The organism is Pseudomonas sp. CC6-YY-74, assembly GCF_002025205.1.
Taxonomy (GTDB): domain Bacteria; phylum Pseudomonadota; class Gammaproteobacteria; order Pseudomonadales; family Pseudomonadaceae; genus Aquipseudomonas; species Aquipseudomonas paeninsulae.
This window is the reverse complement of the sequence record NZ_CP019947.1, coordinates 1,368,871-1,392,512: the sequence shown is the minus strand read 5'-3', so window position 1 is coordinate 1,392,512 and position 23,642 is coordinate 1,368,871. Positions and strand designations below refer to the sequence as shown.

Here is a 23,642-nt window from a genome sequence, read left to right as displayed (position 1 = left end):
CCGCGTAGCTTGCCGGCCAATCGGCGAGTAATCCATCACCGCCTAGCGCGACTATGCCTAATTCCAATTTCGTCACCCCCACAAACGCGGGGCAACCGATGTCACCGTCTGCGCAGTGGCTCACCAATGGATATAGAACATCGCCTTGGCCAGCAGCACGATGCCGAGCATCTGCACCAGCACCGCCCAATGCAATATGCGGTAGAGGCTTGGGCTCATGCGCCCGGATCGCAGCAGCATGGCGACCAGGCCGAAGCTGAAAAATACGCTGACCGCCAGCACGATTTTCAGACTCAACAAGGTAGCGAAACTGCTGGCGAAGGGATCGGCCAGCGCCTGGCGGTGCTGCCAGGCCAGGCCGAAACCGGCGCCGTAGACCAGCAGCACCACCCAATGCAGCACCGAGCGGGTACGCCGGCCGAGCGCCTGCTCCAGTGCGCCCACCGCACCGGGATCGAGCTGCGGCTTGACCTTGGCGAGGATGATCACCTCGAAGAACAGCGTGCCGATAAAGGCTATAGCCGCGAGCAGGTGCACGACATGCAGGAGTGAATAACTCATCGCGGGATCCTGGTGAGCCGTCGGCGAATGATCGTTGCGCCGGATTGGTCAACGTTGTAGAGCCCGGCATGCTGGCGATCTAATGCTCCAAAGATCGCCAGCATGCCAGACCACAGCAAGTTGACTGTTACACCGTGCGCGAGAAACGGCCCTTCTGCTCGTCGCCCAGGTAGGCGTCGAAGGCCATGGCCACGCTGCGCATCATCAGGTGGCCTTGCGGCAGCAGCACCAGGGCGTCGGCGTGGATTTCGACCAGACGGTCCGCTACATGCTCCTCGAGTGCCGTCAGGGCGTCGGCGAAGTAGTCTTTGAAGTCAATACCGTGACGCGCCTCGACAGTGGCGAAGTCGACTCGGCCATGGCACATCAGGGCGCTGATCACCTCACGGCGCAGCAGGTCGTCGGCGTTCAGGCTGTAGCCGCGCTGCACCGGCAGCAGGCCCTGATCGAGACGCGCGTAGTACTGCGAGAGCTCCTTGACGCTCTGGCTGTAGCTGTCGCCGACGTTGCCGATCGAGGACACGCCGAGGCCGATCAGGTCGCAATCGGCATGGGTGGAATAGCCCTGGAAATTACGCTGCAAGGTGCCATTGGCGCGCGCCAGGGCCAACTCGTCATCCGGCAGGGCGAAATGGTCCATGCCGATATACACGTAGCCGGCGTCGGTCAGGCGCTTGATGGTCAGCTCCAGCAGCTCCAGCTTGCGCTCCGGCGGCGGCATGTCTTCGCGGCGGATCAGGCGTTGCGCGCGCACCATTTGCGGCAGGTGGGCATAGCTGTAGGCGGCGATACGATCCGGACGCAGGGTGATGATCTTGCTCAGGGTGACGTCGAAGCTGGCCACCGTCTGCAGCGGCAGGCCGTAGATCAGGTCGACGCTGACCGACTTGAACTGCGCCTCGCGCGCGGCGGCGACCAACGCATAGACCTGTTCCTCGCTCTGCACGCGGTTGACCGCCGCCTGCACATCCGCATCGAAGTCCTGCACGCCGAAGCTCAGGCGATTGAAGCCGAGCGCACGCAAATGCTGGATCTGTTCGGTGCTGATGGTGCGCGGGTCGACCTCGATGGAGAACTCGTGGTCGTCGCTGTCATCCATGTTGAACGCCTGGTGCAAGGTGGCCATCAGGTCGGCCAGTTGCTCGCTGGTCAGGTAGGTCGGCGTGCCGCCGCCAAGGTGCAACTGGGTCAGCTTGCGCGTGTGGTCGAACAGGTCCGCCTGCATGGCGATTTCGCGCTTGAGATAGGTCAGGTACTCCACCGCGCGGTGGGTCTTCTTGGTGATGATCTTGTTGCAGGCGCAGTAGTAGCACAGGCTCTGGCAAAACGGGATGTGGATATACAGCGACAATGGCTTGGGCGCGATCGCCTGATTGCTGGCGGCAACGGCGTTCTGATAATCGTCCATGGCAAACGCCTGATGGAACTGCGGCGCGGTGGGATAAGAGGTATAGCGCGGCCCCGGGCGATCATACTTCTCGACCAGCGCGCGATTGAAGTTCAGCGATTGGTCCATGTTCGACCACCTCGTAGCATGAATAGGAAGACCGCGACTGCGGCTAGCGCAGCGCCCGCCCTGCCCGCGTGGGTAGCCGGCAATAATGCCGCCATTGTACGGCGCGGCGCAGGCGCAGCACCTGACGAGGGTCAATTCTCACGCACATCCGATTCCAGCCAGGTGCCATGCAGCACTGTAGGCGGAGGGGTCAGTAATACCGATTATTTGCCGGCGGTAAGCTAACCGAGATCGTCGCCCGTGCTGCTCTACGCAGCACGTTGCAAGCGTTAACCTGAGCAGCGCCTTGAACAGGCTGCGCGCCAATCAATGGTCACGCAGCTCGAAATGCGGGAACAGTTGCTCGAGGTGCTGCCACAATTCACCCGCCGCGTTCGGCGTTGCGGTCATGGGCAGATCCGGATCGAGCATGCGTGCGCTGCGCACTATCTGCACGGCGAAGCGCTCGACGCCGAAGGCATGCAGGCGCTGGCCGATGCGCCACAGCCGTTCGACGTCCAGTAGATGCCAGTGCACGGTGGTTCGGCACTCGTAGGCCACACCGCTGGCCAGCAGGTGTTCCAGGCTGCGCCAGTTGGCCTTGCCGCTGCCGCTGACGCCGGTGATCAGCTCGGCATCCTCGGCCAGGGCCTTGATGTCGAAACCAACCCAGTCCGCCGCCTTGACTGCCCATGAGAACGCCCAGGGCTTGATGCCGGCACTGTGCAGGCCAACGTGAAAACCCATCTGCCGCACCTGCTCCATCGCCGGTACCAGGCCGCCTTGCAGGGTCGCCTCACCGCCACTGAACACCACGGCCTGCAACAAACCCTGACGGCGCTGGAGGAAGTCCAGCACCTGCCACCAGGGGATCTCCTGTTCGCCGCGGGCCGCGATCAGATCCGGATTGTGGCAGTAACGACAGCGCCAGGCGCAGCCCTGACAGAACAGCACACAAGCCAGCAGCCCCGGATAGTCGAGGGTGGTCAGGGGCACCAGGCCCCCAACCCGTAGCGACCTGCTCACGCGGCGCTTACTCGCGCCGCCGCTTCGGTGAAGTGCTGGCGTTCGCGGTGTTCGGACTGCTTGCCTGGGTTGAAGGCGGTGACCGGGCGGTGATAGCCCATCACCCGGGTCCAGACTTCGCAGCGCTGGCGTTGTGCTTCGGGGAGTTGCTGGGTGCTGTGCATGGTGTCGCTCCTTGCTGTGGGGAAAACGGGGAATCCACTCTTGGCTGATCAACGCCGCCCCAGTGGGCGCGGCGTAGGTGGTGCTATTCCGTAGGGTGGGTTAGCGGCGACGGACGCCGGGTGCCGAGCCGACACCCCACGCGGGCGCCGCGTAACCCATCACCCGGCCGTTAGGCCGGCAATGACGAGTCAGCCACTGACCTTCTCGGCGCCGCCCTGCCGGGCCTGCTTGTGCAGCAGCGCTTCATCGCATTTCGGGCAGAACTCGTGTTCGCCATCCAGATAGCCGTGCGTCGGACAGATCGAGAAGGTCGGGGTGATCGTCAGGTACGGCAGGCGGAAGCGCCCCAGGGCGTTGCGCACCAGTTGCTTGCAGGCCTGGATCGAGGAGATCCGCTCGGCCATGTACAGGTGCAACACGGTGCCGCCGGTGTACTTGCACTGCAGTTCGTCCTGCAGTTCCAGCGCCTCGAAGGGGTCGTCGGTGAAGCCCACCGGCAATTGCGAGGAGTTGGTGTAGTACGGCGCCTCGGCGCTGCCGGCCTGGAGAATGTCCGGGTAACGCTTGCGGTCTTCCTTGGCGAAACGGTAGGTGGTGCCTTCGGCCGGGGTCGCCTCGAGGTTGTACATCTGCCCGGTTTCTTCCTGGAAGCGCACCAGGGTGGCCCGCACATGATCGAGCAGGAGCAAGGCGAATTCGCGGCCCTTGGGCGTATGCATGCCTTCCTGGTCACCGCTGAAGTTGCGCAGCATCTCGTGCATGCCATTCAGGCCGATGGTCGAGAAGTGATTACGCAGGGTGCCCAGGTAACGCTTGGTATAGGGATAGAGTCCGGCGTCCATGTGATGCTGGATCACCTTGCGCTTGACCTCCAGGCTCTCCATCGCCAGCTCCATCAACTGATCGAGGCGTTTGAGCAGACCCTGGGTGTTGCCCTTGAACAGATAACCCAGACGCGCGCAGTTGATCGTCACCACGCCCAGCGAGCCGGTCTGCTCGGCCGAGCCGAACAAGCCACCACCGCGTTTGAGCAGTTCGCGCACGTCCAGTTGCAGGCGGCAGCACATCGAGCGCACCTGATTGGGCTGCATGTCGGAATTGAGGAAGTTCTGGAAATACGGCAAGCCGTAGCGTGCGGTCATCTCGAACAGGCGGTCGGCGTTCTCGCTGTCCCAGGGGAAGTCATGGGTGATGTTGTAGGTCGGGATCGGAAAGGTAAACACCCGGCCCATGGCGTCGCCGGCCTGCATCACCTCGATATAGGCGCGGTTGATCAACTCCATCTCGGCCTGCAGGTCGCCATAGGCGAAGGGCATCTCCACCCCGCCGATATAGGGGATCTGCTCGCGCAAATCTTCCGGGCAGACCCAGTCGAAGGTCAGGTTGGTGAACGGCGTCTGGGTGCCCCAGCGCGACGGCACATTGAGGTTGTAGATGAACTCCTGGATGGCCTGGCGTACCTCGGCAAAACCCAGGTTGTCATTGCGCACATAGGCCGCCAGGTAGGTATCGAACGAGCTGAACGCCTGGGCCCCGGCCCACTCGTTCTGCAAGGTACCGAGGAAGTTGACCATCTGCCCCAGGGCACTGGACAGGTGCTTGGGCGGCCCCGCTTCAACCCGTCCGGGAATGCCATTGAACCCCTCGTTGAGCAGGCTGCGCAGCGACCAGCCGGCGCAGTAGCCGGCGAGCATGTCCAGATCATGTACATGCAGATCGGCCTCACGATGGGCCAGACCGATGGTCTCGCTGTACACCTCGTCCAGCCAGTAGTTGGCAGTGACCTTGCCCGACACATTGAGAATCAGCCCGCCGAGGGAATAGCCCTGGTTGGCGTTGGCCCGCACCCGCCAATCCTCGCGCGACAGGTACTCGTTCATCGACGCCGCCACATCGACCAGCGCCTTACGATCACGGCGCAACCGGCCATGACGCTCGCGGTAGACGATATAAGCCCGCGCGGTCTGGTAGAAACCGGCCTCCATCAGCACCCGCTCGACGCGGTCCTGCACCTGTTCGACATCGATACTGGGCAACTCCAGCAGGCGCATCAGCACCGCTTCGGCCAACTCCCCCGCCAGCGCCTCATCGAACTCGCCACTGGCCTCGCCCGCCGCGATGATCGCCTGACGAATCTTACCGAGATCGAACGCCGCAATGCTGCCATCGCGCTTGCATAACTGCTGAGGATGAAGGGCTTTAACCGGGCTGAGCATGTCGCCTCCTGACACTACATATAGATATTTATTTATCTGTAACCACAATATGCAGTGAAAGCTACCCGATAACAGCCTACCCGAGCTTGACCTCGATCAAGGACGGCGAACACCGCTCACGGCGAATAAACCGGCTGAGTAGCCATTAGCTTTTGCGCGCGCTGTTGGCGTCGGCGTCTCGGCGTTTTGCAAGGTAGTTGTCGCGTCAGCCGTGTTTCTTATGCCGCTATTCTCAGTGCCGGTTGCAGTCTCTCTGGGTTGAGTGTGACAGCCCCGATAGGCTGCCAATTTCGAGTGTTGCCTGACCAGCGATGCGGGTGCTGATGGCGGGCTTGCTGGTACAGCGCGTGGCGCTTGGCCAGCACCTCTTGATCCTCGCCGCGATGACGCTGTGCCGGGGTTACGAAGCGGATACGGCTGTGGCGGTGCTCATGGTTGTACCAGCGGATAAAGTCGCGCACCCAGCTGCGTGCTGCATCCAAATCTGTAAAGCCATCCTTGGGCCATTGCGGGCAGTATTTCAGGGTTCGAAACAGCGATTCCGAGTAGGGATTGTCGTTGCTTACTCGGGGTCGTCCACGCGATGGAGTGATGCCGAGATCGTAGAGTTTACTCAGCAGCGCCACCGATTTCATCGGCGCACCGTTGTCCGAGTGCAGCACCAAGGGCTGACCCACGCAGCGCTCGGCCAGCACGGTGCGCTGCATCAGTTCGGCCGCCAGTTTGCCGCTTTCTTGCTCGTAAACCTCCCAGCCCACGCCCTTGCGGCTGTAGATATCCTCGATCAAATACAGGTAGTAATACTTTCCGCGCACCGGCGATGGCAGGTAGGTGATGTCCCATGACCAGACCTGATTGCTCTTCGTTGCACTGTGCGTGGTCGGCGCCGCGTGCTTGTGCGGCGCATGGCTGCGACCGCCGCGGCGATGTTGCTGATTGGCGGCCTTGAGGACGCGGTAGAAGGTCGCCTCTGAGGCCAGGTAACGGCCTTGATCGGCCAGCCGTGGCACGGTCTGGCTAGGCGGCAAGCTGGCGAATGGCGCGCTGTTGCACACTGCCAGGATGGTGCGGCGCTCGTCCTCACTCAGGGCGTTCGGCGGCTGTGGCCGTACCGTGGTGGTGCGCACATCGGCCAGCATCACCGGCGTCAGCGCGCAGCGACAGTCCGATCTCTGCGCAGGCCACCGCCTTGCGCGCACCAGAAGCGACGGCATGGTTAAACCGTTCAACGAGTTGTTGCCGTTCTGGCAGCGAGGTCAAACGTCCTCGTTGTCGTTTCCCCAGAAGGCATTCATCTTTTTTCGCAGCACCAAGATCGCGGCGGTTTCAGCCAGTGCCTTGTCTTTGCGCCGCAGCTCGCGCTCCAGTGCGGCTATGCGCTTCTTGTCGGCACGCGCCTGATCCCGATCGGCTTGACGCTGCGCTTGGGCCGACAGCTGGCCACTGATGCAGGCTTGGCGCCATGCGCTGATTTGCTCAGGGTACAAACCCTTGCTGCGACAGTATTCGCTGAGCTCGATCTCGCTCAAGGTGGCCGCATGCAGCACCGCCGCGAACTTGGCTTCAGCGGGCCAGTTATCGGCTTTGGTTTTGTCTCCAGGCACTACTGCGCCTCCTGCTTTGAGCTTGGTACGCCAAGCATACAGCGTCGCTTCGGGGACGCTTTCTTGGCGCGCGAGCTCAGCTACGGAGTGGTTTAGTGGCGGGAGTAACTTGTTCAGCAGGGCAGCTTTACGCTCAGGTGAATAGCTCGACATTGCAGCTCTCTTTGACGCCCCCAATCTATCGTTTTGATAAATCCACTGAGGCGACAACTAGCCTGACACCGGGGGGTCTCGTTGTGGCAGCGGTTTTAGCCGTGGAAGTCGCGGATAAATCCGCTCCGGTAGAGAGACGGATAGCCCCATGCGCAGGGAACTGGGGCATCGCCCATACATACACAAATGGCCGGCCAGGCATTACGCAGCGCACGCGAACCCACAGCCAAACAACCAACGGCAAGGCAAAGGATTGCCGCACTGATCGCTCCAGACTGAGCAATTCAGCCCAGGCAAGCGCTGCACCTGCGTCCAGGAAAACAACCATCAGGGCAGCCGCTGAAGGGCTAAAACACAGCAAAGGTACGCGCTGCTCAGCGGCGCCGTGCGCCAGAAATTGTATTGGTGTACAACGCCCTTACACCGTCGAGAGCTACACGTTTTCGACTTTGGCGTCGGGTCGCATCATGGCAACTGGCTCCAGAAAGAAACCGGGAGTGCAGCATCGGCCGGAGTTCGGATCATTTGAAGGCGGGGTTTATCCAGCGGTTACGATCCAACAAGCCCCCCTTTGAGTAACTGACTCCACTCCTGAACATTCTGGATGCGCAATTGAGCGCTGCTGATGCGAAGGCTCGTGGGTCCTTGGTTCTGGCGACGAATGTCACCGTAGCGACGTGAGACCTCGCAGAGAGAACCCTAGACACAGGCGCCCGAACCTCAGGGCAAATCGTTGCCTACGGAGTCTTTCAGGGGGGGCATGGCGAAAATCGCCAAGTCGGGGTGCAAGACCCTCAAACAACTCGATTGTGAGTCCGGCAATCGACCAGAAATAATCAGTCGCACCAGGCAGCAAGCGGCCTCAAGCCGACAGCCATTGGTGCCTACCCATCAAGGCGCGATTCGACCTCTTGAGATATAGCCTATGGGCCTGGCCGCACCAACCATAAAACTGACCAAAACACTCAAGTAAAACGCTGCAACCCAACGAGAAACATACGAAATATTCAATATTTACAACTAGTTAGACTAGTGGACTGTTTGGTTAGTCCAATAACTTATTCTTGATTGCGGCGAGCTTTGCGCGATTAACAGAGCTGATAATGGATTCAGCCGTTTTGTTCCAGCGAAATGGCTTGGCTGAATATTCATTATGGGCCTCGATAAAACGGCGAATTGCCGCTTTCAGATCAGCCACGCTGCTGAACGCATCGCGATACAACGCCCGCCTTTCCAATTGAGCAAACCAACCCTCTACGGCGTTCAGCCATGAGGCGCTGGTCGGCGTGAAGTGCAGCTTGAAGCGGGGATGCTTCTCCAGCCACGCCCTGACGGCGGCGGTCTTGTGAGTCGAGCTGTTGTCCAGAATCAAATGCAGATCCAACTCGGCAGGCGTTGCGCGGTCGATCTGCCGAAGGAACTCAAGGAACTCTTTGGCCCTGTGTCGTTGGGTGATGCGACCAATGACCTGGCCCGTCAGGATGTTGAAGGCGGCATACAAACTGGCCGTACCGTGACGCTTGTAGTCATGCGTCCTGCGTTCGATCTGACCTGGTTTGAGAGGCAGCATTGGCTGGGTGCGATCCAGCGCCTGGATCTGGGTTTTCTCGTCAACTGACAGCACCAGTGCATTGTCAGGCGGGTTCAGGTACAGCCCGACCACATCGACCACTTTGTCAGCAAAGTGCGGGTCGTTGCTGATCTTGAAGGTTTTCAATCGATGGGGCTTGAGATCGGCGGCGGCCCATACCTGGGCGACTTGCCAGACAGTAACACCCACGTATTTGGCCATCAGCCGCAAGCTCCAATGGGTCGCCTCACGCGGCACACGCTGGGTCGTCAGGGTCAGAATTTCCTTAATCTTCGCCTCGTCGAGCTTGCGTGGATGTCCGCTGCGCGGGAGATCGCTCAGCCCATCGAGGCCAGATTCCTGATAGCGCTTGCGCCATTTGAATACGACTGGCGCCGAAACTTCCAACCGATCACTGACCTGCTTGGGCGTGAGGCCGCTAGTCAGCAGCAACAGAATCCGGGCGCGTTGAGCAATGCTCTGAGGCAGAGATCCCATGCACAACCAGCTTTGCAGCGTCTCAACATCAGTGGGATTTAAACAAAAAGAAGCCGCTGGTCGAGCCATGCTACACACGCCGAAAAAGGAGGGGTGCACAGTATATTTGTTCTACTTTTATAGGTAAACGAACTTTACGGACAGTCCACTAGTCCCGTTCTAGCCCTTTCCTGGTGACTGTTCGCGTTCCCCCTAGAAGGCCAGTTCAGGTACCATGGCGTCCGCTTTTGTAAGTCGCTTGTAAACCTATGTTAATTAACAGCCTTAACGCCGACTGAATGCGTACAGCGAGTAAATTATGAAAAACGAAACTAGAGCCCTGGGATTTGCGCCACTGATAATGCCGTTTGCATTCTCTTTCTATGCATTTTTTGCCGACCTCCCTGGCTTTAATATGCAAGACGGGCTCCTGTCCTTTATAGGTTTATTTTTCGGCATCGTGCTAGTTGGCCTTCCCGTTGTGTATATCTATGAATTCTTTATCGGCTTCCGCTTTTATCAGCTGCTTTCGAAAAAGAAGCGCGTTAATATTTTTACATTAACTTTGGGTGGGGCACTGATAGCCGACATCCCTATGTTCTTGATTTGGCCAATGACCGGAGGGGGGGCACGGTTAGCTTTGCTGTGACTTTCCAATTATTTTCATTTATTGGCTTTATGATAGGCCTCAACTTCTGGGTTTTGCTGAATTTCGAACGCCTACGAGATTACGTAAATAATCTATTGAAGAACGCGTAATTTTCGTCTTGGACAGGCATCAGATTGCAAGATCAAAAGAGACGGAGAGACGAAGGCGAGTGCGACTACAGAACTAAAGAAAGGGCTATGCCAGAATGGCACTTACTTAAGCTCTAGGGTGCCAGTTTTTTATGACGTCATCGCGAGCAGAGTGCCGCAACTTGGCCAGCACTAGGTAGGGTTTTGGCCGTCGCTTGATGGCGCGAGGCTCTATGCATCTTGGGCAATTTCCGATCCTCTACAAGGCAATTAGAACAAACAAAACAGCTAGCTTTTCATCGTGATCGGCGCATGGGCCAGCGCAGCGCAGGCCATGCACAATGGCCTAGCAACCGCTTCATTCGGGGATAATCCGGCACGGCCCAGCCGATGGCTCCCGCATGAGCCGCTTTCGCCCGATCGACCGCAAGACCGACTACCTGTACCCATCATCACCGTAAGCGCCCCCTGAATTCAACGCATAAGTGCAACGCTTACCCCTGCTTGTACTTCGTATGGTGTCTTCCAGGCCAAGCGTTTGCGTGGTCGTAAATTGATCTTCATTACCGCCTGATTAACGGCCTCCACAGTCAGCTTGCTAAAGTCGCTGCCCTTGGGAAAATACTGCCGCAACAGGCCATTCGCATTTTCATTGCTGCCGCGCTGCCAAGACGAATACGGGTCAGCAAAATAGACCGCGCATTGGCTCTTGCGGGCGATGCATTCATGACCGGCAAACTCCCGGCCATTGTCCAGCGTCAACGTGTTTGCCACATGACCCTTAAGCAGCAGGTTGATCGCTCGCGTCACCTGTCTCCGTGTTCTGCGCTTGACCGGATACGCGCTCAGGTAGCCGCTTTTACGATCAACCAACGTCACGATATTGCCGCCGAGTCCGTGCACCGTATCACCCTCCCAATCGCCTAGCCGTTCACGTGTTTCGACCTCAGCAGGCCGCTCACTGATCGACACGCGATTTCGTAGTTGTCCGCGCCGGTCGTGGCTTCCGTAGCGCTTTCGGTAGCATTTCCGACGGTGGCGAAGGTGCGTATACAAATCACCGCCACGGCGCTTGTCGATGGCGATGAATTGGTAAATCCACTCATGACTCGCAGTGTCATCAGGCCGCTCTTGCTTTAAACGATGAGCAATTTGTTCTGGGCTCATCCCGTGCTGAAGCCAGATCGGCAGGTAGTGACGGAACCAGGCAACGGGCTTGCAGTACTTGTGTGCTTGGGCACGGCGCGCATCACTTTTCTGGGTCGCTGAAACAGCTGCGTAGCGGTTTTCTGAGCTGTTGCGGCGGATCTCTCGGCTGATGGTCGCGGGATGCACGCCAAGCTGTTTAGCAAGGCTGACCTGGTTTTTGCCGGCGATTAAACCGGCCTCAATCTGGTAACGTTGGCCCTGAGTCAGCTGCCGGTAAGGCGTAGTCATCTGCGCTTGAATCCTTCGGTGTGAGAGCCTGGATTCTACCGGTGGCTGGCTCTCTGCCTGTCGTCTCAAACGTTGCACTTATTCTATGAATTCAGGCTCCATAAACCCCGGCTTCAACTGACCTGAATATCCGCCAGTGCGTAACAACTCTCCCAGCGATCTCCCGGACGACTCGGTATCGGCAAGTGTGGTGCAAGGAAAGTCCATCAAGTCGTTCGTTTCACTCATTTGTACTGGCAAAAGCCAGCCCCTTAGCTTAGTCGTTAGAGTCAAAGTCAAAATCGGAGTACGCCCACATGGAAGTCAGATGCAGTTTACTCAATGAAGTCCGCGAAAATATCGACAAAATAGATCGAAAAATTGTAGCTTTACTCGCAGAACGCGGAGCTTTTGTCTTTCAGGCCGCCTCATTCAAAAAGACAACAGACGAAGTAAAAGCACCAGATCGGGTAGAGCAAGTTATTTTAAAAGTCACAGTACTTGCACACGAGCAAGGGGCAAATCCAAACGTAGTGGAAAGCGTCTATCGCGCCATGATTTCGGCTTTCATTGAAGCGGGGCTTAAAGAACATTCTTTGCTTAACGAAAATGGCGTGAAATCCTGACATGCGGTTCAAGCCGTTCGCTTCACTCACTCGGGACAGACTAAAGCCGGCCCTTTAATCTGTACGTTATAAGCTGATGAACCATGGAACAGTCGCCACATTTGTATTTCGCTTCATAGGTTACGCGTTTTCAGAAATTATCCCTGGCATCTTTTTCTATAGGATGGGCTGGCCATTCGTAAAGCTAGCGACATTGGGAAGTATCCTAGAAAAGGCTGACGGGTAAATTCAAGAGAGGAAATCTATATTGCCGATGTCGGAATGGTGGCTTTTGCCATAACTGTTGTAGCAGTCTTTGGGCAATCCAGCTTATAACCATGCGCTCAAATCAATCACGAAGATCAGACTTATTATCGGCCTTGTTCCGTTGCAGGCCTCACCGGTTCCGGCAGCGCTTTGCTCTCACTGTCGGTCACCTCGTTGTTCCTGGCAGTCCCGAGCCTACGCAGAATAATTCTAGGTTGATAGATAGCCAGGAATGATCAGCCCCTTAACCCGATAGGCTTCGATATCGATACCGAAAGCTCCAGTGGGGTGAACCTCACCGACCCGATAGGGAAGGCCCGTTTCGTCGCAAGGGTTTTTCTGCAGGTCAATGACTCTGACCTTACACGGCTGTTTTTTACTGTCGAGCACACGCAACAGGCGGGGTTTGAGTTTGTGCTCAGGCGAGCAGGCCGTAATGATGGCTACTTCACCATTGGTTAACTCGACGATCTCTCCAGGCGGAAATATGCCGATCATGCGAATGAAGGCCAGGACAATCTCCTCGTCGAATTGGCTATTGGCCGCATCGAAGAGGATGCGTAGCGACTCCATGGTGGATCTGCCCTTGCTGTAGACCCGATCGCTGTTGATTGCATCGTAGGCGTCAACCACTGCGATGAGCTTGGCGAAAAAGGGTATCTGATGCGCCTTCAAGCCTCGGGGGTAACCGCCGCCATCCATTCGTTCATGATGGCTATAGGCGACTTCGACTGCAGAAGACGGCGTCTGTCCGTTGGCCATGAGCAATTTGCGGCCTTCAATCGAGTGCCGCCGCATAATGGTGAACTCTTCCTCTGTCAGCTTGCCAGGCTTGTTGAGGATTTCATCAGGTATCTTGAGCTTTCCAACATCGTGGAGCATGCCGCAGATACCTACCTGCTCAAGTTCCAGCGGCATCAGACCCAACTCACGTCCTAATGCGATCGAAAGAATGCCGACGCGCAAGCAGTGCTCAGCGGTGTACTCATCGCTGTCCTTGATTCGCGCGAGCCATAGCATCGCGGAAGGATTTTCAAGGATGTGTTCGACACACTCCTTGACCACCGCCTTGACCGTCACAACATCGAGCTCATGGCCCAGCCTGACGGCATTAAGGATGCGCAGAGAGCACTCGTGGCCCGTCTGCCAGATAGGTTGTGCCTGATGCATTGCAGTATCAAATTTGACCTTGGCTACTGCCGCCTCCAGTGTTGTCGATGGCGACTGCTGCGCCAATTGATGTGCACTGCTACTGGTCGACTGCCTAGCGTCGACCCAAACCGACTGGCAATGTGCTTGCAGCAGGCTTAGCTCCTGCTGTTCACGAATGAGAAATCCCTGGAAGAGGAAGGGCGTATCTGTCCAGGGGCGATCCAGTTCGGCGACGTACATGCCAATAGTCAAATCACCAACCGCGACTTTGATGGTGTTTGGCAGCGATCTTATTTCCATGACGCTCCCTTCCGAAAAACCGCCAGATGCTGGCTATTCGCCATAAGCAATTATAGGGCTGTAGCTATGAAATATGACTATAGTCGGCGAAGAATTTTATATTGCCTTCATGCGGTCGATTTTCCCAGACGAAGGTCTGAAGTAGCCCCGTGTCCCGAGCTGGTTTACTCAAGACTCGAAAATATCGCCGCAATCGAAAACCAGGCCACTTTTCACCTTCAAATGCATATTTTTGCCCTGTGAGGAGCGCTTTGCAGGCTTCATTCCCAGCATTACGCGCGCACCTCTCCTGCAATCATTAACTGTTTGTGCACCATCTACAGGTGCGACAACGCAAACAGTGTGACCTGCTGGCGGTGTTTTCACCACGCTGCGAAAACGCACCTTGGTGTAGCCGAACTGGCGCTTGATCACCCAAAGTAGCCTGGATACCCATTGCTGGAAAACGCTTCGCGGTTTCCAGCCTACGCGAACTGGGGGACCAGGCAGGCCGGATAACGCTTTGCTTGTCCACCGATTGCGACGTCTTGGGTCGATGGGGGTGGCGCGACCAATCCGACCGCGGCCAAGTATTTGCGGGCCGCTCAGTTTAAAGTAGCGCGACACGCTCTGGAGCAGTGGCCTGCCCCGTTATTACTGAATCCGTCGGGCACCCTGCCCGGCACCCTGAACGCCGTCACAAGGACAGCCATGCAAGCACTAGAAAACAAGATGCCACCGCCACTGGTCGCGGCGCTGTTCGCGCTGTTTATGTGGGCGCTTGCCTCTGTGCTGCCGAGCGTTGATATGAGCGACGCGGTGCGCATAGCCTCCACGGCAGCCGTGCTGTTGCTTGGTGCTTTCTTCTGCCTGGCTGGAGTGGTGTCTTTCCGCCGGGCCAAGACCACGGTCAATCCGCTGAAGCCGGAAACGGCATCGTCGCTAGTGAGTTCGGGGATCTATCGGGTTTCGCGCAACCCGATGTACCTTGGCTTTGCCCTGTTTCTCGCTGCCTGGGCGGTGGTTCTTGCAGCGCCTTGGGCTCTGGTTGGGGTGTTGGGGTTCATCCTCTATATGAACCGCTGGCAGATCACCGCGGAGGAGCGTGCGCTTGAGGCACTGTTCGGCGCTGAATTCGATCGCTATAAATCCAGAGTTCGCCGCTGGTTGTGACCCATAATGCCTGGCTGTAGCCGGAGCCTAGCGTTGACCGGCTGTTGCCCGGTAAAGCCGCTGGCCGGTCCGGCATGCACGCATTACCGGTGATTGGCTGGTGCACACGGCGCACCCTGCGCGGATCAAGGCCGGCGCCTGGGCGGGCCCAAACGTCAGGCGCAGTTACGTTTCTATCGCACAGTCCAACCCATGCGCCCTCGCGGCTTTCAAGTACTGCGTTACTCAGGAATACCATCGAATGATCAGGCTGTACCTGCTTGGCCTATTAGCCAGTTTTGCCAGTCACGCGGCTCTGGCCGCCACCTCCCCCGTCCTGTTGGATAACAAACAGGCCTTTATCGCCGACTTGATCACGCAGATGACGCTCGAGGAAAAGGTCGGGCAATTGCGTTTGATCAGCATCGGCGGGGATATGCCGCGCCCGCGCATCCTCGAGGAGATCGCCGCCGGTCATATCGGCGGTACCTTCAATACGGTGACACGCCGCGATAATCGGCCGATGCAGGACGCCGCCGTGCAGAACAGCCGGCTGAAGATTCCGCTGTTCTTCGCCTACGACGTGATCCACGGCCACCGCACTATTTTCCCAATCAGCCTGGCCCTGGCGTCGAGTTGGGATCTGCAGGCGATTACCCTGAGCGGTCGCATATCCGCCATCGAGGCCAGCGCCGACGGCCTCGACATGGTCTTCGCGCCAATGGTCGATATCACCCGCGACCCGCGCTGGGGCCGCACCTCGGAAGGCTTTGGCGAAGATCCCTATCTGGTGTCGCAGATCGCCCGGACCATGGTCAAGGCCTTACAAGGGGCAACGCCCAGCGCCGCCGACAGTGTGATGGCCAGTGTCAAGCATTTCGCCCTGTATGGCGCGGTCGAGGGTGGGCGCGATTACAACGTGGTGGATATGAGCCCGATGCGCATGTATCAGGACTATCTGCCGCCCTACCGTGCTGCCATCGACGCCGGTGCGGGCGGGGTGATGGTCGCCCTGAACTCGATCAATGGCGTGCCGGCCACCGCCAATACCTGGCTGATGCAGGATCTGCTGCGCAGCGACTGGGGCTTCCGCGGGGTCACGATCAGCGACCATGGGGCGATCAGCGAGCTGGTCAGCCACGGGATTGCCAGGGATGGTCGCGAGGCCGCCAAGCTGGCGATCAAGGCGGGCATCGACATGAGCATGGCCGACTCGCTGTATCGCCAAGAGCTGCCCGCCCTGGTGCGTTCGGGCGAAGTCAAGGTGCAGGAAATTGACAATGCAGTGCGTGAAGTGCTCGGTGCCAAATACGACATGGGCTTGTTCCATGATCCCTACCGGCGCATCGGCATCGCCGCCGAAGACCCGGCCGAGGTCAGCGCCGAAAGCCGCCTGCACCGCGCCGAAACCAGGGCTGTGGCGCGCCAGTCGATGGTGTTGCTGGAGAATCGCCAGCAGACCCTGCCGCTGAAAAAGACCGCCACCATTGCCCTGGTCGGGCCGCTGGCGGATTCGCCCATCGACATGCTGGGTAGCTGGTCGGCAGCCGGAGCTGCCGCGCAGTCGGTAACGCTGCGCCAGGGCCTGAACGCGGCGCTGGGCGACCCGGCGCGGGTGATTTATGCCCTGGGGGCGAACCTCACCGATGATCAGCACATCATCGACTACCTGAACTTTCTCAAAGAGGACAAGCCGGTGGTCGTGTTGGACCCGCGCCCGCCGGCCGAGTTGCTCGCCGAAGCACTGAAGGCCGCCGAGCAGGCCGATGTCATAGTCGCTGCGGTTGGCGAGGCGCGCGGGATGTCACACGAATCGTCGAGCCGCACGCGCCTGGACATTCCCCCCAGCCAGCAGGCGTTGCTGCGCGCGCTAAAGCAGACCGGAAAACCGCTGGTGCTGGTGTTGATGAACGGTAGGCCGCTGGCACTCAACTGGGAGCAGGCCAACGCCGACGCGATCCTGGAAACCTGGTTCAGCGGCACCGAGGGCGGCAATGCAATTGCCGATATCCTGTTCGGCGACTACAACCCGTCCGGCAAGCTGCCCATCAGCTTCCCGCGCTCGGTCGGGCAGATTCCGACCTACTACAACCATTTGCGCCTCGGTCGTCCGTATGTCGAGGGCCAGCCTGGCAACTACACCTCGCAGTACTTCGAGGAAGCCAACGGGCCGCTGTATCCATTCGGCTATGGTTTGAGTTACACCGACTTCAGCCTGTCCGAGGTGCAGCTTTCGAGCCACAGCCTGGCGCGTGACGGCAGCCTCGACGTCAGCCTGACCCTGAAAAATACCGGGCCGCGTGATGGCGCGACTGTGGTGCAGCTATATATCCGCGACGTGGCGGCTTCCGTGGTGCGTCCGGTCAAGGAATTGAAGCGCTTTCGCAAAGTCACGCTCAAGGCCGGCGAGCACACCCAGGTGCGTTTCAGCATCGATGAAGATGACCTGAAATTTTTCAACGCGCAGTTGCACCACGCAGCCGAGCCGGGTGAATTCGAAGTGCAGATCGGCCTGGATTCGCAAACCGTGCAGACGCAACGATTCGAGTTGTTGTAGCTGTAGAAGGGGTCAATGCAGCGCCGAGTCGATTGGATGAGTGTCGGCTCGAGCTGAGGCGCCTGACTCGGCGGTTATCCGGCGCAGGAGAACGTCTTGAACTGGAGCTTGGTGCTCGATTCGAGAATCGCCAGGCTCCGCTAAGGGTCAGGCGTCTTTTTGCCCAGTGACGGTTGCGCCCTGAACGATGGCGAGCCAAGCCAGGCAGAGCACACCAACGCTAATCCATTGCGCAGGCACGTCGAGCCAATGAGCGCCAAACGCCAGGCCGACGATGAATATGATGTAGCCGACGATATATATCCCAAACGGCATCACGATCACCCAGATTAAACAGACCTCGCGACTATACCCACCTGGCCTGGCCTGCTCTGTACGCCAACGCACACTGATTAGTGGCTCTGGCAGGCAGGGCGGACTCAGCCGCGCAAGTGAGCAGTCAGCCATTTTGCGGGTGGGCGACGTGCCACTTCAGCCGTAACAAGCGCGTCTACAGAGCGAGCCTTAGGCCAAAAATCGGCTAAACAATGGTTAGGTACCCGTTAACTGTTGCAACGCGCTTTTGCCGGGTGGGTTACGGCGCAACCGACTACGCACCCGCAAATAGCCTGCAGTCATGCGCCTAACCCACCCTAGGAAATGGCGCTTCAACCCATAACGGCTACATAGCCCAGCAATGGCCGCTCAGGGCGACCAACTGAGCGGTAAAAGGGCTCTATCGATAAGGCATCGGAGGCAAGGCTTCAACCGCCGCTGGCGTTCATGAAGCGCAGGATCTTCACTTCGCCATCGGCGCTGAATTCGTGGCGCAGTGGTTTGCGTTGCAGGGCCTGTTGCACCGCGTCGATGATTGGTTGATCGTCCAGCGGGTAGCGGCGCACCAGGGCGCGCAGGTCGATGGAGTTTTCATGGCCCAGGCACAACAGCAGCCGGCCTTCGACGGTCAGGCGCACGCGGTTGCAGGTGCTGCAGAAGTTGTGCGAATTCGGTGAAATGAAACCGATGCGGGTAGCCGCATGCTCCTCCAGGCGGATATAGCGCGCCGGCCCGCCGCTGTGTTCGGCGCTGTCGAGTAGCGCATGCCGGCTGCTGATCAGGTTGCGCACTTCTTCGCTGGAACAGTACGACTCGCCACGTGAACGGCCGACGTCGCCCAGGGGCATTTCCTCGATGAAGCTGATATCGAGCTGCTTGGCGATGGCGTAGTCGACCAGGTCGAGCACTTCGTCGAAGTTGCGCCCTTTCATGACCACCGCGTTGAGCTTTATCCGCTCGAAACCGGCATCGCGCGCCGCTTCGATGCCGTCCAGCACCTGCCGCAGGCTGCCGGTACGGGTGATGCCGCGAAATTTGCCGGGATCCAGGCTGTCGAGGCTGATGTTCAGGCGCTTGACCCCGGCGTCGGCCAGCGGCCTGGCCAGTTTGACCAGTTGCGAGCCATTGCTGGTCATCACCAGCTCGCGCAAACCGGGCAAGGCGGCGATGCGCTGGCACAGCTCGACGATGCCGTTGCGCACCAGCGGTTCGCCGCCGGTCAGGCGGATCTTCTTCACCCCCAGGCCGACGAACAGCGCCGCCAGGCGATACAGTTCCTCGATCCCGAGTACCTGCTGACGCGGCAGGAAGGTCATGTCTTCGGCCATGCAATAGACACAGCGAAAATCACACCTGTCGGTGACCGACATGCGCAGGTAATCGATCTGTCGGCCAAAGCCGTCCTGCAGTTGGGTAGTCATCGTTCCTCCGATAGCTGGGCAGCCCCCGCTGACGCTGAGCGTCAGCATCTGTATTCCCACGCGGACGGTTCGACGCCTCGACGTGGGAATAATCATCAATCATCGCGGCTAAAGCCCCTCCCACAGGAAGGATGCCGTCTTGGCCGGGTGCAATCCGGGGAATCGTATCGGCATCCCGGATTGCATCCGGGCTACGCATTACTGCAACAGCGGTGACTCGGCGCCTTGCAACTGGATACCGACGATAGTCGCCGCGCCAATCAGGGTTTGCAGGTATTGAGCCACGCCCTTCTGCCATACGCCTTGTTGCAGCAGTGTACGGATCGAGTCGGCGACCACGTCGTAAGGCAATTGCTTGCCTTCGATGCGCTGATCGACGCTGACCACATGCCAGCCGTAGCGGCTTTCCAGCGGTTGGCCGGCCAGCCCGGCAGGCAGCTTGAACAGTTGCCGCTCGAACTCGGGCACGGTCTGGCCTTTGCTCAGTTGCCCCAACGCACCAGCCTGGGCCTTGGACGGACACGCCGAGTGGACCAGCGCCAGTTCGGCGAAGCGACCGCCATCCTGGCGCAACAGCTCAAGCAACTGATCAGCCTTCTCACGAACCAGGCTGCGCGCCTCGGCATCGTCCGGGGCACACTCGAGCAGGATATGCCGCGCAGCCAGCAAGGGAGCGGTGACGTAGCGCGCCCGATTGCTCTGGTAATAATGCTGACAGCTTTGCTCGTCGCACTCCGGTAGCGCCACTTCCTGCTCAATCAGCTGGCGGGTAGCGGCCTCCTCCGCGCTTTCGCCAGGTTCGGCCTGCACCGACAAGCCCAGCTCGATGATGCGCTGCTGCAGCAGTTGACGAATCACCAGCGCCTGGGCAGCCAGAAACACCGCTTCCTCGCGGCTCTCCGCCGGGTGATATTGCAGCTCCTGAGCCATGGCGTCGGGCGCGATAGTCACGCCGTTGACCGTGACCCGCGGCCATTCCTGCTCGCTGCTGGCGATCAGCGTGGGGGCTGACTCGCCTTCCTCGGCGAGGGCCTCCGGCTCATCGGCCGTAGGCCGCGATTGGGGGGTTACCTCTTGTACTCCAGGGGCCTCAACCAGCAGATCGACTGGCGGCTTTTGTCCGCCGCACCCGCCCTGCCCTGCATTGCCACCACCGCATCCACATCCCATGAGAAATTCCTCGTTAGCGCTTACATCATTCATTCGCGTACCAGCTGTGGTGGGCCGCTGCGGATCGCCGCCCGGCCCACCCTAGGCCACTGGCCTGTTAGATATCCTTGACCTCGACGGCGCTAAAGGCATAGCCAGGCTGCGGCGCTTGCACAGGTCTCTCATGAGCAGGTTGTGCGAGCGGACGCACCTGCGGCCGTTGCGCAACCGGACGCACGGCCTTCTGCCGGACGATCTGGTAGCGCCGTCCCAGGTACCACACCGGTGCGCTGATGATGTGCACCAGGCGGGTGAAGGGGAACAGCACGAACAGGGTCATCCCGAGGAACACGTGCAGCTTGTACACCACGCTCACCGACTCGATGCTGGCGGCCGCGGCCACTGGCTGCAGGGTGACGGTGTATTGTGCCCAGTCGGCCAGCAGCACCATCACCGAGCCGTCCATGTGGCCGGCCGAGACAAAGATGCTCAACAGGCCAAGCAGCAACTGCGTCAGCAGCACGAACAGGAGGACGATGTCCGAGGTGGTGGAACTGGCGCGCACCCGCGCGTCGGACATGCGCCGTTTGAGCAGCATCAGCAGGCCGATCAGGCACAGCACGCCGAAGAAGCCGCCGGAGACCATGGCCAGCAATTGCTTGTTCTCGGTACTGATAAACACGTGGTAGAGCGCCGCGGGCATCAACAGGCCGACGAAGTGACCGGCCAGGACGAACAGCACGCCGACGTGGAACAGGTTGCTGGCGATGCGCATGTAGCGTTGCTCGGCCGCCGAGCGAGCGAATATCTGGCTCGATCCGGCCTTCCAGCTGTACTGCGACAGGTCGAAACGCGCCCAGCTGCCGATGATGCAGATAGCCAGGGCGATGTAGGGATAAACCCCGAACGCCATCAGATTGAAGTTAGACATTGCGCACCTCCTGGGCCAGCTCGGTGGCCAACCCATCCTGATTGAAATCAACCCAGTGCAACGGCACCGCCGACTCTTCACGGGCCTTGCCCGGCAAGCTGGTCTGGCTCGGGCAGCGGTCTTGCTGCTCGGCTTGGAGGAAGTCCACGGCCTCCTCCTCCCAGATCTTGTCGAGGGCTTCGAGCGAGTCGTCGCGTACCTCGGCAGCGACCTGTTCGCGCATCTCGGCCATGGCTTCCTGCGGCTCGACCCCGGCGATCTGCAGCAGTGCGCGGAAGCAACCGGCATAGGCACTTTCGCGTTCGTCCAGACGAGTAGCCAACAACGTCAGCAGATGACTGACATCGGCCAGCCCCTCGCGGGCCTCCAGGTCTTCGCGGGTGGAGAGAAACTCCAGGTACAGCGGGATGTAGTCGGGCAGTTCCTTGATGCCGATGGCGAAACCGGCTTCCTCGTACTGCGCCATCATGTCGACCATCGCCTGACCACGATCACGCGACTCGCCGTGTACGTGCTCGAACAACAGCAGCGACAGCGAGCGCCCACGACCGAACAGCGCGCCGTAGTGCTCCTGGCCATCCATCAGGTCGTTGTCGCAGATCAGTGCCAGCAGTTCGTGCAGCGCGCCGCGTTGCGCCGGGCTGATTTCCCGCGCGGCGTCGACGGCCAGGGCCAACTCGGCCCGGCCTTCCAGCAACTGCTCGGTCGGATAATCCAGCAGCAGTGAAATCACCTTGAGAATTTGCATGCTCACTCCTCCCACATCTGTACGGTTTTGAGGATGTCGCGCTTGTTGGCCTTCTTCGCCCCGAACATGTTGGTGTCGGAGGAGCCGCCACAACCGCTGCCGAAGCTGAAGCCACAGCCGGAACGCTCGGCGAAGGCATCGCTGGTCGCCTCCTCACGGTGCGCACTGGGGATGACGAAGCGGTCTTCGTAGTTGGCGATGGCCAGGTAGCGGTACATGTCTTCGACTTGCGCCACGCTCAGGCCGACATCGGCCAGCACCTGCAGGTCTTGCACGCCGTCCACTTGCTCGGAACGCTTGTAGGCACGCATGGCCAGCAGCCGCTTGAGCGCCAACTTGACCGGGATGACGTCGCCGGCGGTGAGCAGGTTGGCCAGGTAACGCAGCGGAATGCGCAGGCTGTCGACATCCGGGATCACCCCGTTCATGCCTACGGTGCCAGCGGTCGCGGCGTTCTGGATCGGCGACAGCGGCGGCACGTACCAGACCATCGGCAGGGTGCGGTATTCCGGGTGCAGCGGCAGCGCCAGCTTCCAGTCGACCGCCAGTTTGTACACCGGGGATTTCTGCGCGGCGTCGATCACCGACATCGGTACGCCGTCGGCCAGGGCCTGGGCGATGACCTTCGGGTCATTCGGGTCGAGGAAAATCTCCAGTTGCTTGTGGTACAGATCCTGCTCGTTCGGCGTGCTGGCCACTTCAAGGATGCGGTCGGCGTCATACAACAACACGCCGAGGTAGCGGATGCGGCCGACGCAGGTTTCCGAACACACGGTCGGCATGCCGGCCTCGATGCGCGGGTAGCAGAAGATGCACTTCTCGGATTTGCCGCTCTTCCAGTTGAAGTAGATTTTCTTGTACGGGCAGCCGCTGATGCACATGCGCCAACCGCGGCACTTTTCCTGGTCGATGAGGACGATACCGTCTTCTTCGCGCTTGTAGATCGCCCCGCTCGGGCAGGAGGCCGCGCAGGTCGGGTTGAGGCAGTGCTCGCACAGACGCGGCAGGTACATCATGAAAGTATTTTCATACTCGCCATAAATGTCGGCCTGGATCTGGTCGAAGTTCTTGTCCTTACGCCGCTTGGCGAACTCGGTACCGAGAATCTCTTCCCAGTTCGGGCCCCACTCGATCTTCTGCATGCGCTTGCCGCTGATCACCGAGCGCGGCCGAGCGGTCGGCTGGTGCTCGCCCAGGGGTGCGGTGTGCAGGTGCTGGTAGTCGAAATCGAACGGCTCGTAGTAGTCGTCAATGGTCGGCAGATCCGGGTTGGCGAAGATATTCGCCAGTACGCGGAACTTGCCGCCGATCTTCGGATTGATCGAGCCGTCCTTGTTGCGGATCCAGCCGCCCTTCCACTTGTCCTGGTTTTCCCATTCCTTGGGGTAGCCGATCCCTGGCTTGGTTTCGACGTTGTTGAACCAGGCGTATTCCATACCTTCGCGGCTGGTCCAGACGTTTTTGCAGGTGATCGAGCAGGTGTGGCAACCGATGCACTTGTCCAGGTTGAGGACCATGCCGACTTGCGAACGAATTTTCATGATTGTGTCGACTCCTCTACCTGAACCCCAACCTGAACCTCGTGAGATGGCATGGTGCAAACACCATGCGCTATCGCCATTGGCGAACGAATTTTCATGGCAGA

19 protein-coding genes and 1 pseudogene are annotated in these 23,642 nt (G+C 59.3%); 4 read left to right on the top strand and 16 right to left on the bottom strand.

Annotation, left to right across the window (positions count from 1 at the left end; genetic code table 11):
* Positions 1 to 120 precede the first annotated feature (120 nt).
* The 7 genes and pseudogenes from B2D37_RS06430 to B2D37_RS06400 all read right to left on the bottom strand — a co-directional run bounded on the left by B2D37_RS06430 (position 121) and on the right by B2D37_RS06400 (position 9,357).
* The gene (locus B2D37_RS06430; protein WP_079201938.1) at positions 121 to 561 is read right to left on the bottom strand and encodes a CopD family copper resistance protein; all 441 of its coding nucleotides are present in this window, start codon (positions 559 to 561) and stop codon (positions 121 to 123) included.
* Positions 562 to 688: 127 nt separating this feature from the next.
* Complete coding sequence (gene hemN, locus B2D37_RS06425; RefSeq protein WP_079201937.1) at positions 689 to 2,077, bottom strand: oxygen-independent coproporphyrinogen III oxidase; 1,389 nt, start codon at positions 2,075 to 2,077, stop codon at positions 689 to 691.
* Between the two features lie 306 nt (positions 2,078 to 2,383).
* Positions 2,384 to 3,082 carry an anaerobic ribonucleoside-triphosphate reductase activating protein gene (locus tag B2D37_RS06420; RefSeq protein WP_079201936.1) on the bottom strand — a complete coding sequence of 233 codons (699 nt, stop codon included), beginning with the start codon at positions 3,080 to 3,082 and terminating at the stop codon, positions 2,384 to 2,386.
* Positions 3,079 to 3,246 (bottom strand): anaerobic ribonucleoside-triphosphate reductase, encoded by a 168-nt coding sequence (nrdD, locus tag B2D37_RS06415; protein WP_079201935.1) that lies wholly within the window; start codon positions 3,244 to 3,246, stop codon positions 3,079 to 3,081. The genes B2D37_RS06420 and nrdD overlap by 4 nt, the downstream gene beginning before the upstream one ends.
* Positions 3,247 to 3,435: 189 nt before the next feature.
* Positions 3,436 to 5,463: a ribonucleoside triphosphate reductase gene (locus B2D37_RS06410; protein ID WP_079201934.1), complete on the bottom strand. Its 2,028-nt coding sequence runs from the start codon at positions 5,461 to 5,463 to the stop codon at positions 3,436 to 3,438.
* Between the two features lie 218 nt (positions 5,464 to 5,681).
* A pseudogene (locus tag B2D37_RS06405) lies at positions 5,682 to 7,220 on the bottom strand (IS3 family transposase).
* A gap of 1,045 nt (positions 7,221 to 8,265) precedes the next feature.
* A complete protein-coding gene (locus B2D37_RS06400; RefSeq protein ID WP_079201933.1) occupies positions 8,266 to 9,357 on the bottom strand; it encodes an IS630 family transposase in 1,092 nt (363 codons plus the stop codon).
* A 229-nt stretch (positions 9,358 to 9,586) separates the two neighbouring features.
* Here B2D37_RS06400 and B2D37_RS06395 point away from each other — a divergent pair, with 229 nt between their 5' ends.
* Complete coding sequence (locus tag B2D37_RS06395) at positions 9,587 to 9,916, top strand: hypothetical protein (protein WP_079201932.1); 330 nt, start codon at positions 9,587 to 9,589, stop codon at positions 9,914 to 9,916.
* Positions 9,917 to 10,479: 563 nt separating this feature from the next.
* Here the strand turns inward: B2D37_RS06395 and B2D37_RS06390 are convergent.
* Positions 10,480 to 11,442 (bottom strand): IS30 family transposase, encoded by a 963-nt coding sequence (locus tag B2D37_RS06390; RefSeq protein WP_079200922.1) that lies wholly within the window; start codon positions 11,440 to 11,442, stop codon positions 10,480 to 10,482.
* 296 nt (positions 11,443 to 11,738) lie between these two features.
* Between B2D37_RS06390 and B2D37_RS06385 the strand changes: the two genes are divergently transcribed.
* A complete protein-coding gene (locus B2D37_RS06385) occupies positions 11,739 to 12,047 on the top strand; it encodes a chorismate mutase (protein ID WP_079201931.1) in 309 nt (102 codons plus the stop codon).
* A gap of 456 nt (positions 12,048 to 12,503) precedes the next feature.
* On the opposite strand, the gene B2D37_RS06380 is transcribed toward B2D37_RS06385, so the two are convergent.
* Together B2D37_RS06380 and B2D37_RS23030 are read right to left on the bottom strand one after the other, a co-directional pair.
* The gene (locus B2D37_RS06380) at positions 12,504 to 13,745 is read right to left on the bottom strand and encodes an HD-GYP domain-containing protein (protein ID WP_079201930.1); all 1,242 of its coding nucleotides are present in this window, start codon (positions 13,743 to 13,745) and stop codon (positions 12,504 to 12,506) included.
* Positions 13,746 to 13,913: 168 nt separating this feature from the next.
* Positions 13,914 to 14,159, bottom strand: coding sequence for a hypothetical protein (locus B2D37_RS23030; RefSeq protein WP_154067051.1), 246 nt, complete (start codon positions 14,157 to 14,159; stop codon positions 13,914 to 13,916).
* Positions 14,160 to 14,435: 276 nt separating this feature from the next.
* Between B2D37_RS23030 and B2D37_RS06375 the strand changes: the two genes are divergently transcribed.
* Positions 14,436 to 14,897: an isoprenylcysteine carboxylmethyltransferase family protein gene (locus tag B2D37_RS06375; protein ID WP_079201929.1), complete on the top strand. Its 462-nt coding sequence runs from the start codon at positions 14,436 to 14,438 to the stop codon at positions 14,895 to 14,897.
* Positions 14,898 to 15,138: 241 nt separating this feature from the next.
* Positions 15,139 to 17,433 (top strand): beta-glucosidase BglX, encoded by a 2,295-nt coding sequence (bglX, locus tag B2D37_RS06370; RefSeq protein ID WP_079201928.1) that lies wholly within the window; start codon positions 15,139 to 15,141, stop codon positions 17,431 to 17,433.
* 147 nt (positions 17,434 to 17,580) lie between these two features.
* On the opposite strand, the gene B2D37_RS23305 is transcribed toward bglX, so the two are convergent.
* From B2D37_RS23305 to narH, 6 genes are all read right to left on the bottom strand, one after another.
* A complete protein-coding gene (locus B2D37_RS23305; protein ID WP_177345185.1) occupies positions 17,581 to 17,748 on the bottom strand; it encodes a hypothetical protein in 168 nt (55 codons plus the stop codon).
* A 428-nt stretch (positions 17,749 to 18,176) separates the two neighbouring features.
* The gene (gene moaA / locus B2D37_RS06365) at positions 18,177 to 19,169 is read right to left on the bottom strand and encodes a GTP 3',8-cyclase MoaA (protein WP_079201927.1); all 993 of its coding nucleotides are present in this window, start codon (positions 19,167 to 19,169) and stop codon (positions 18,177 to 18,179) included.
* A 198-nt stretch (positions 19,170 to 19,367) separates the two neighbouring features.
* On the bottom strand, positions 19,368 to 20,339 hold the full coding sequence (locus tag B2D37_RS06360) for a peptidylprolyl isomerase (protein WP_079201926.1): 972 nt from the start codon (positions 20,337 to 20,339) through the stop codon (positions 19,368 to 19,370).
* Between the two features lie 97 nt (positions 20,340 to 20,436).
* Positions 20,437 to 21,249, bottom strand: a complete 813-nt coding sequence (gene narI, locus B2D37_RS06355; RefSeq protein ID WP_079201925.1) for a respiratory nitrate reductase subunit gamma — start codon at positions 21,247 to 21,249, stop codon at positions 20,437 to 20,439.
* Positions 21,242 to 21,997, bottom strand: a complete 756-nt coding sequence (gene narJ, locus B2D37_RS06350; RefSeq protein ID WP_079201924.1) for a nitrate reductase molybdenum cofactor assembly chaperone — start codon at positions 21,995 to 21,997, stop codon at positions 21,242 to 21,244. Before narJ ends, narI begins: the two co-directional genes overlap by 8 nt.
* A gap of 2 nt (positions 21,998 to 21,999) precedes the next feature.
* Positions 22,000 to 23,538, bottom strand: coding sequence for a nitrate reductase subunit beta (narH, locus tag B2D37_RS06345; protein ID WP_079201923.1), 1,539 nt, complete (start codon positions 23,536 to 23,538; stop codon positions 22,000 to 22,002).
* Between the last annotated feature and the right edge of the window lie 104 nt (positions 23,539 to 23,642).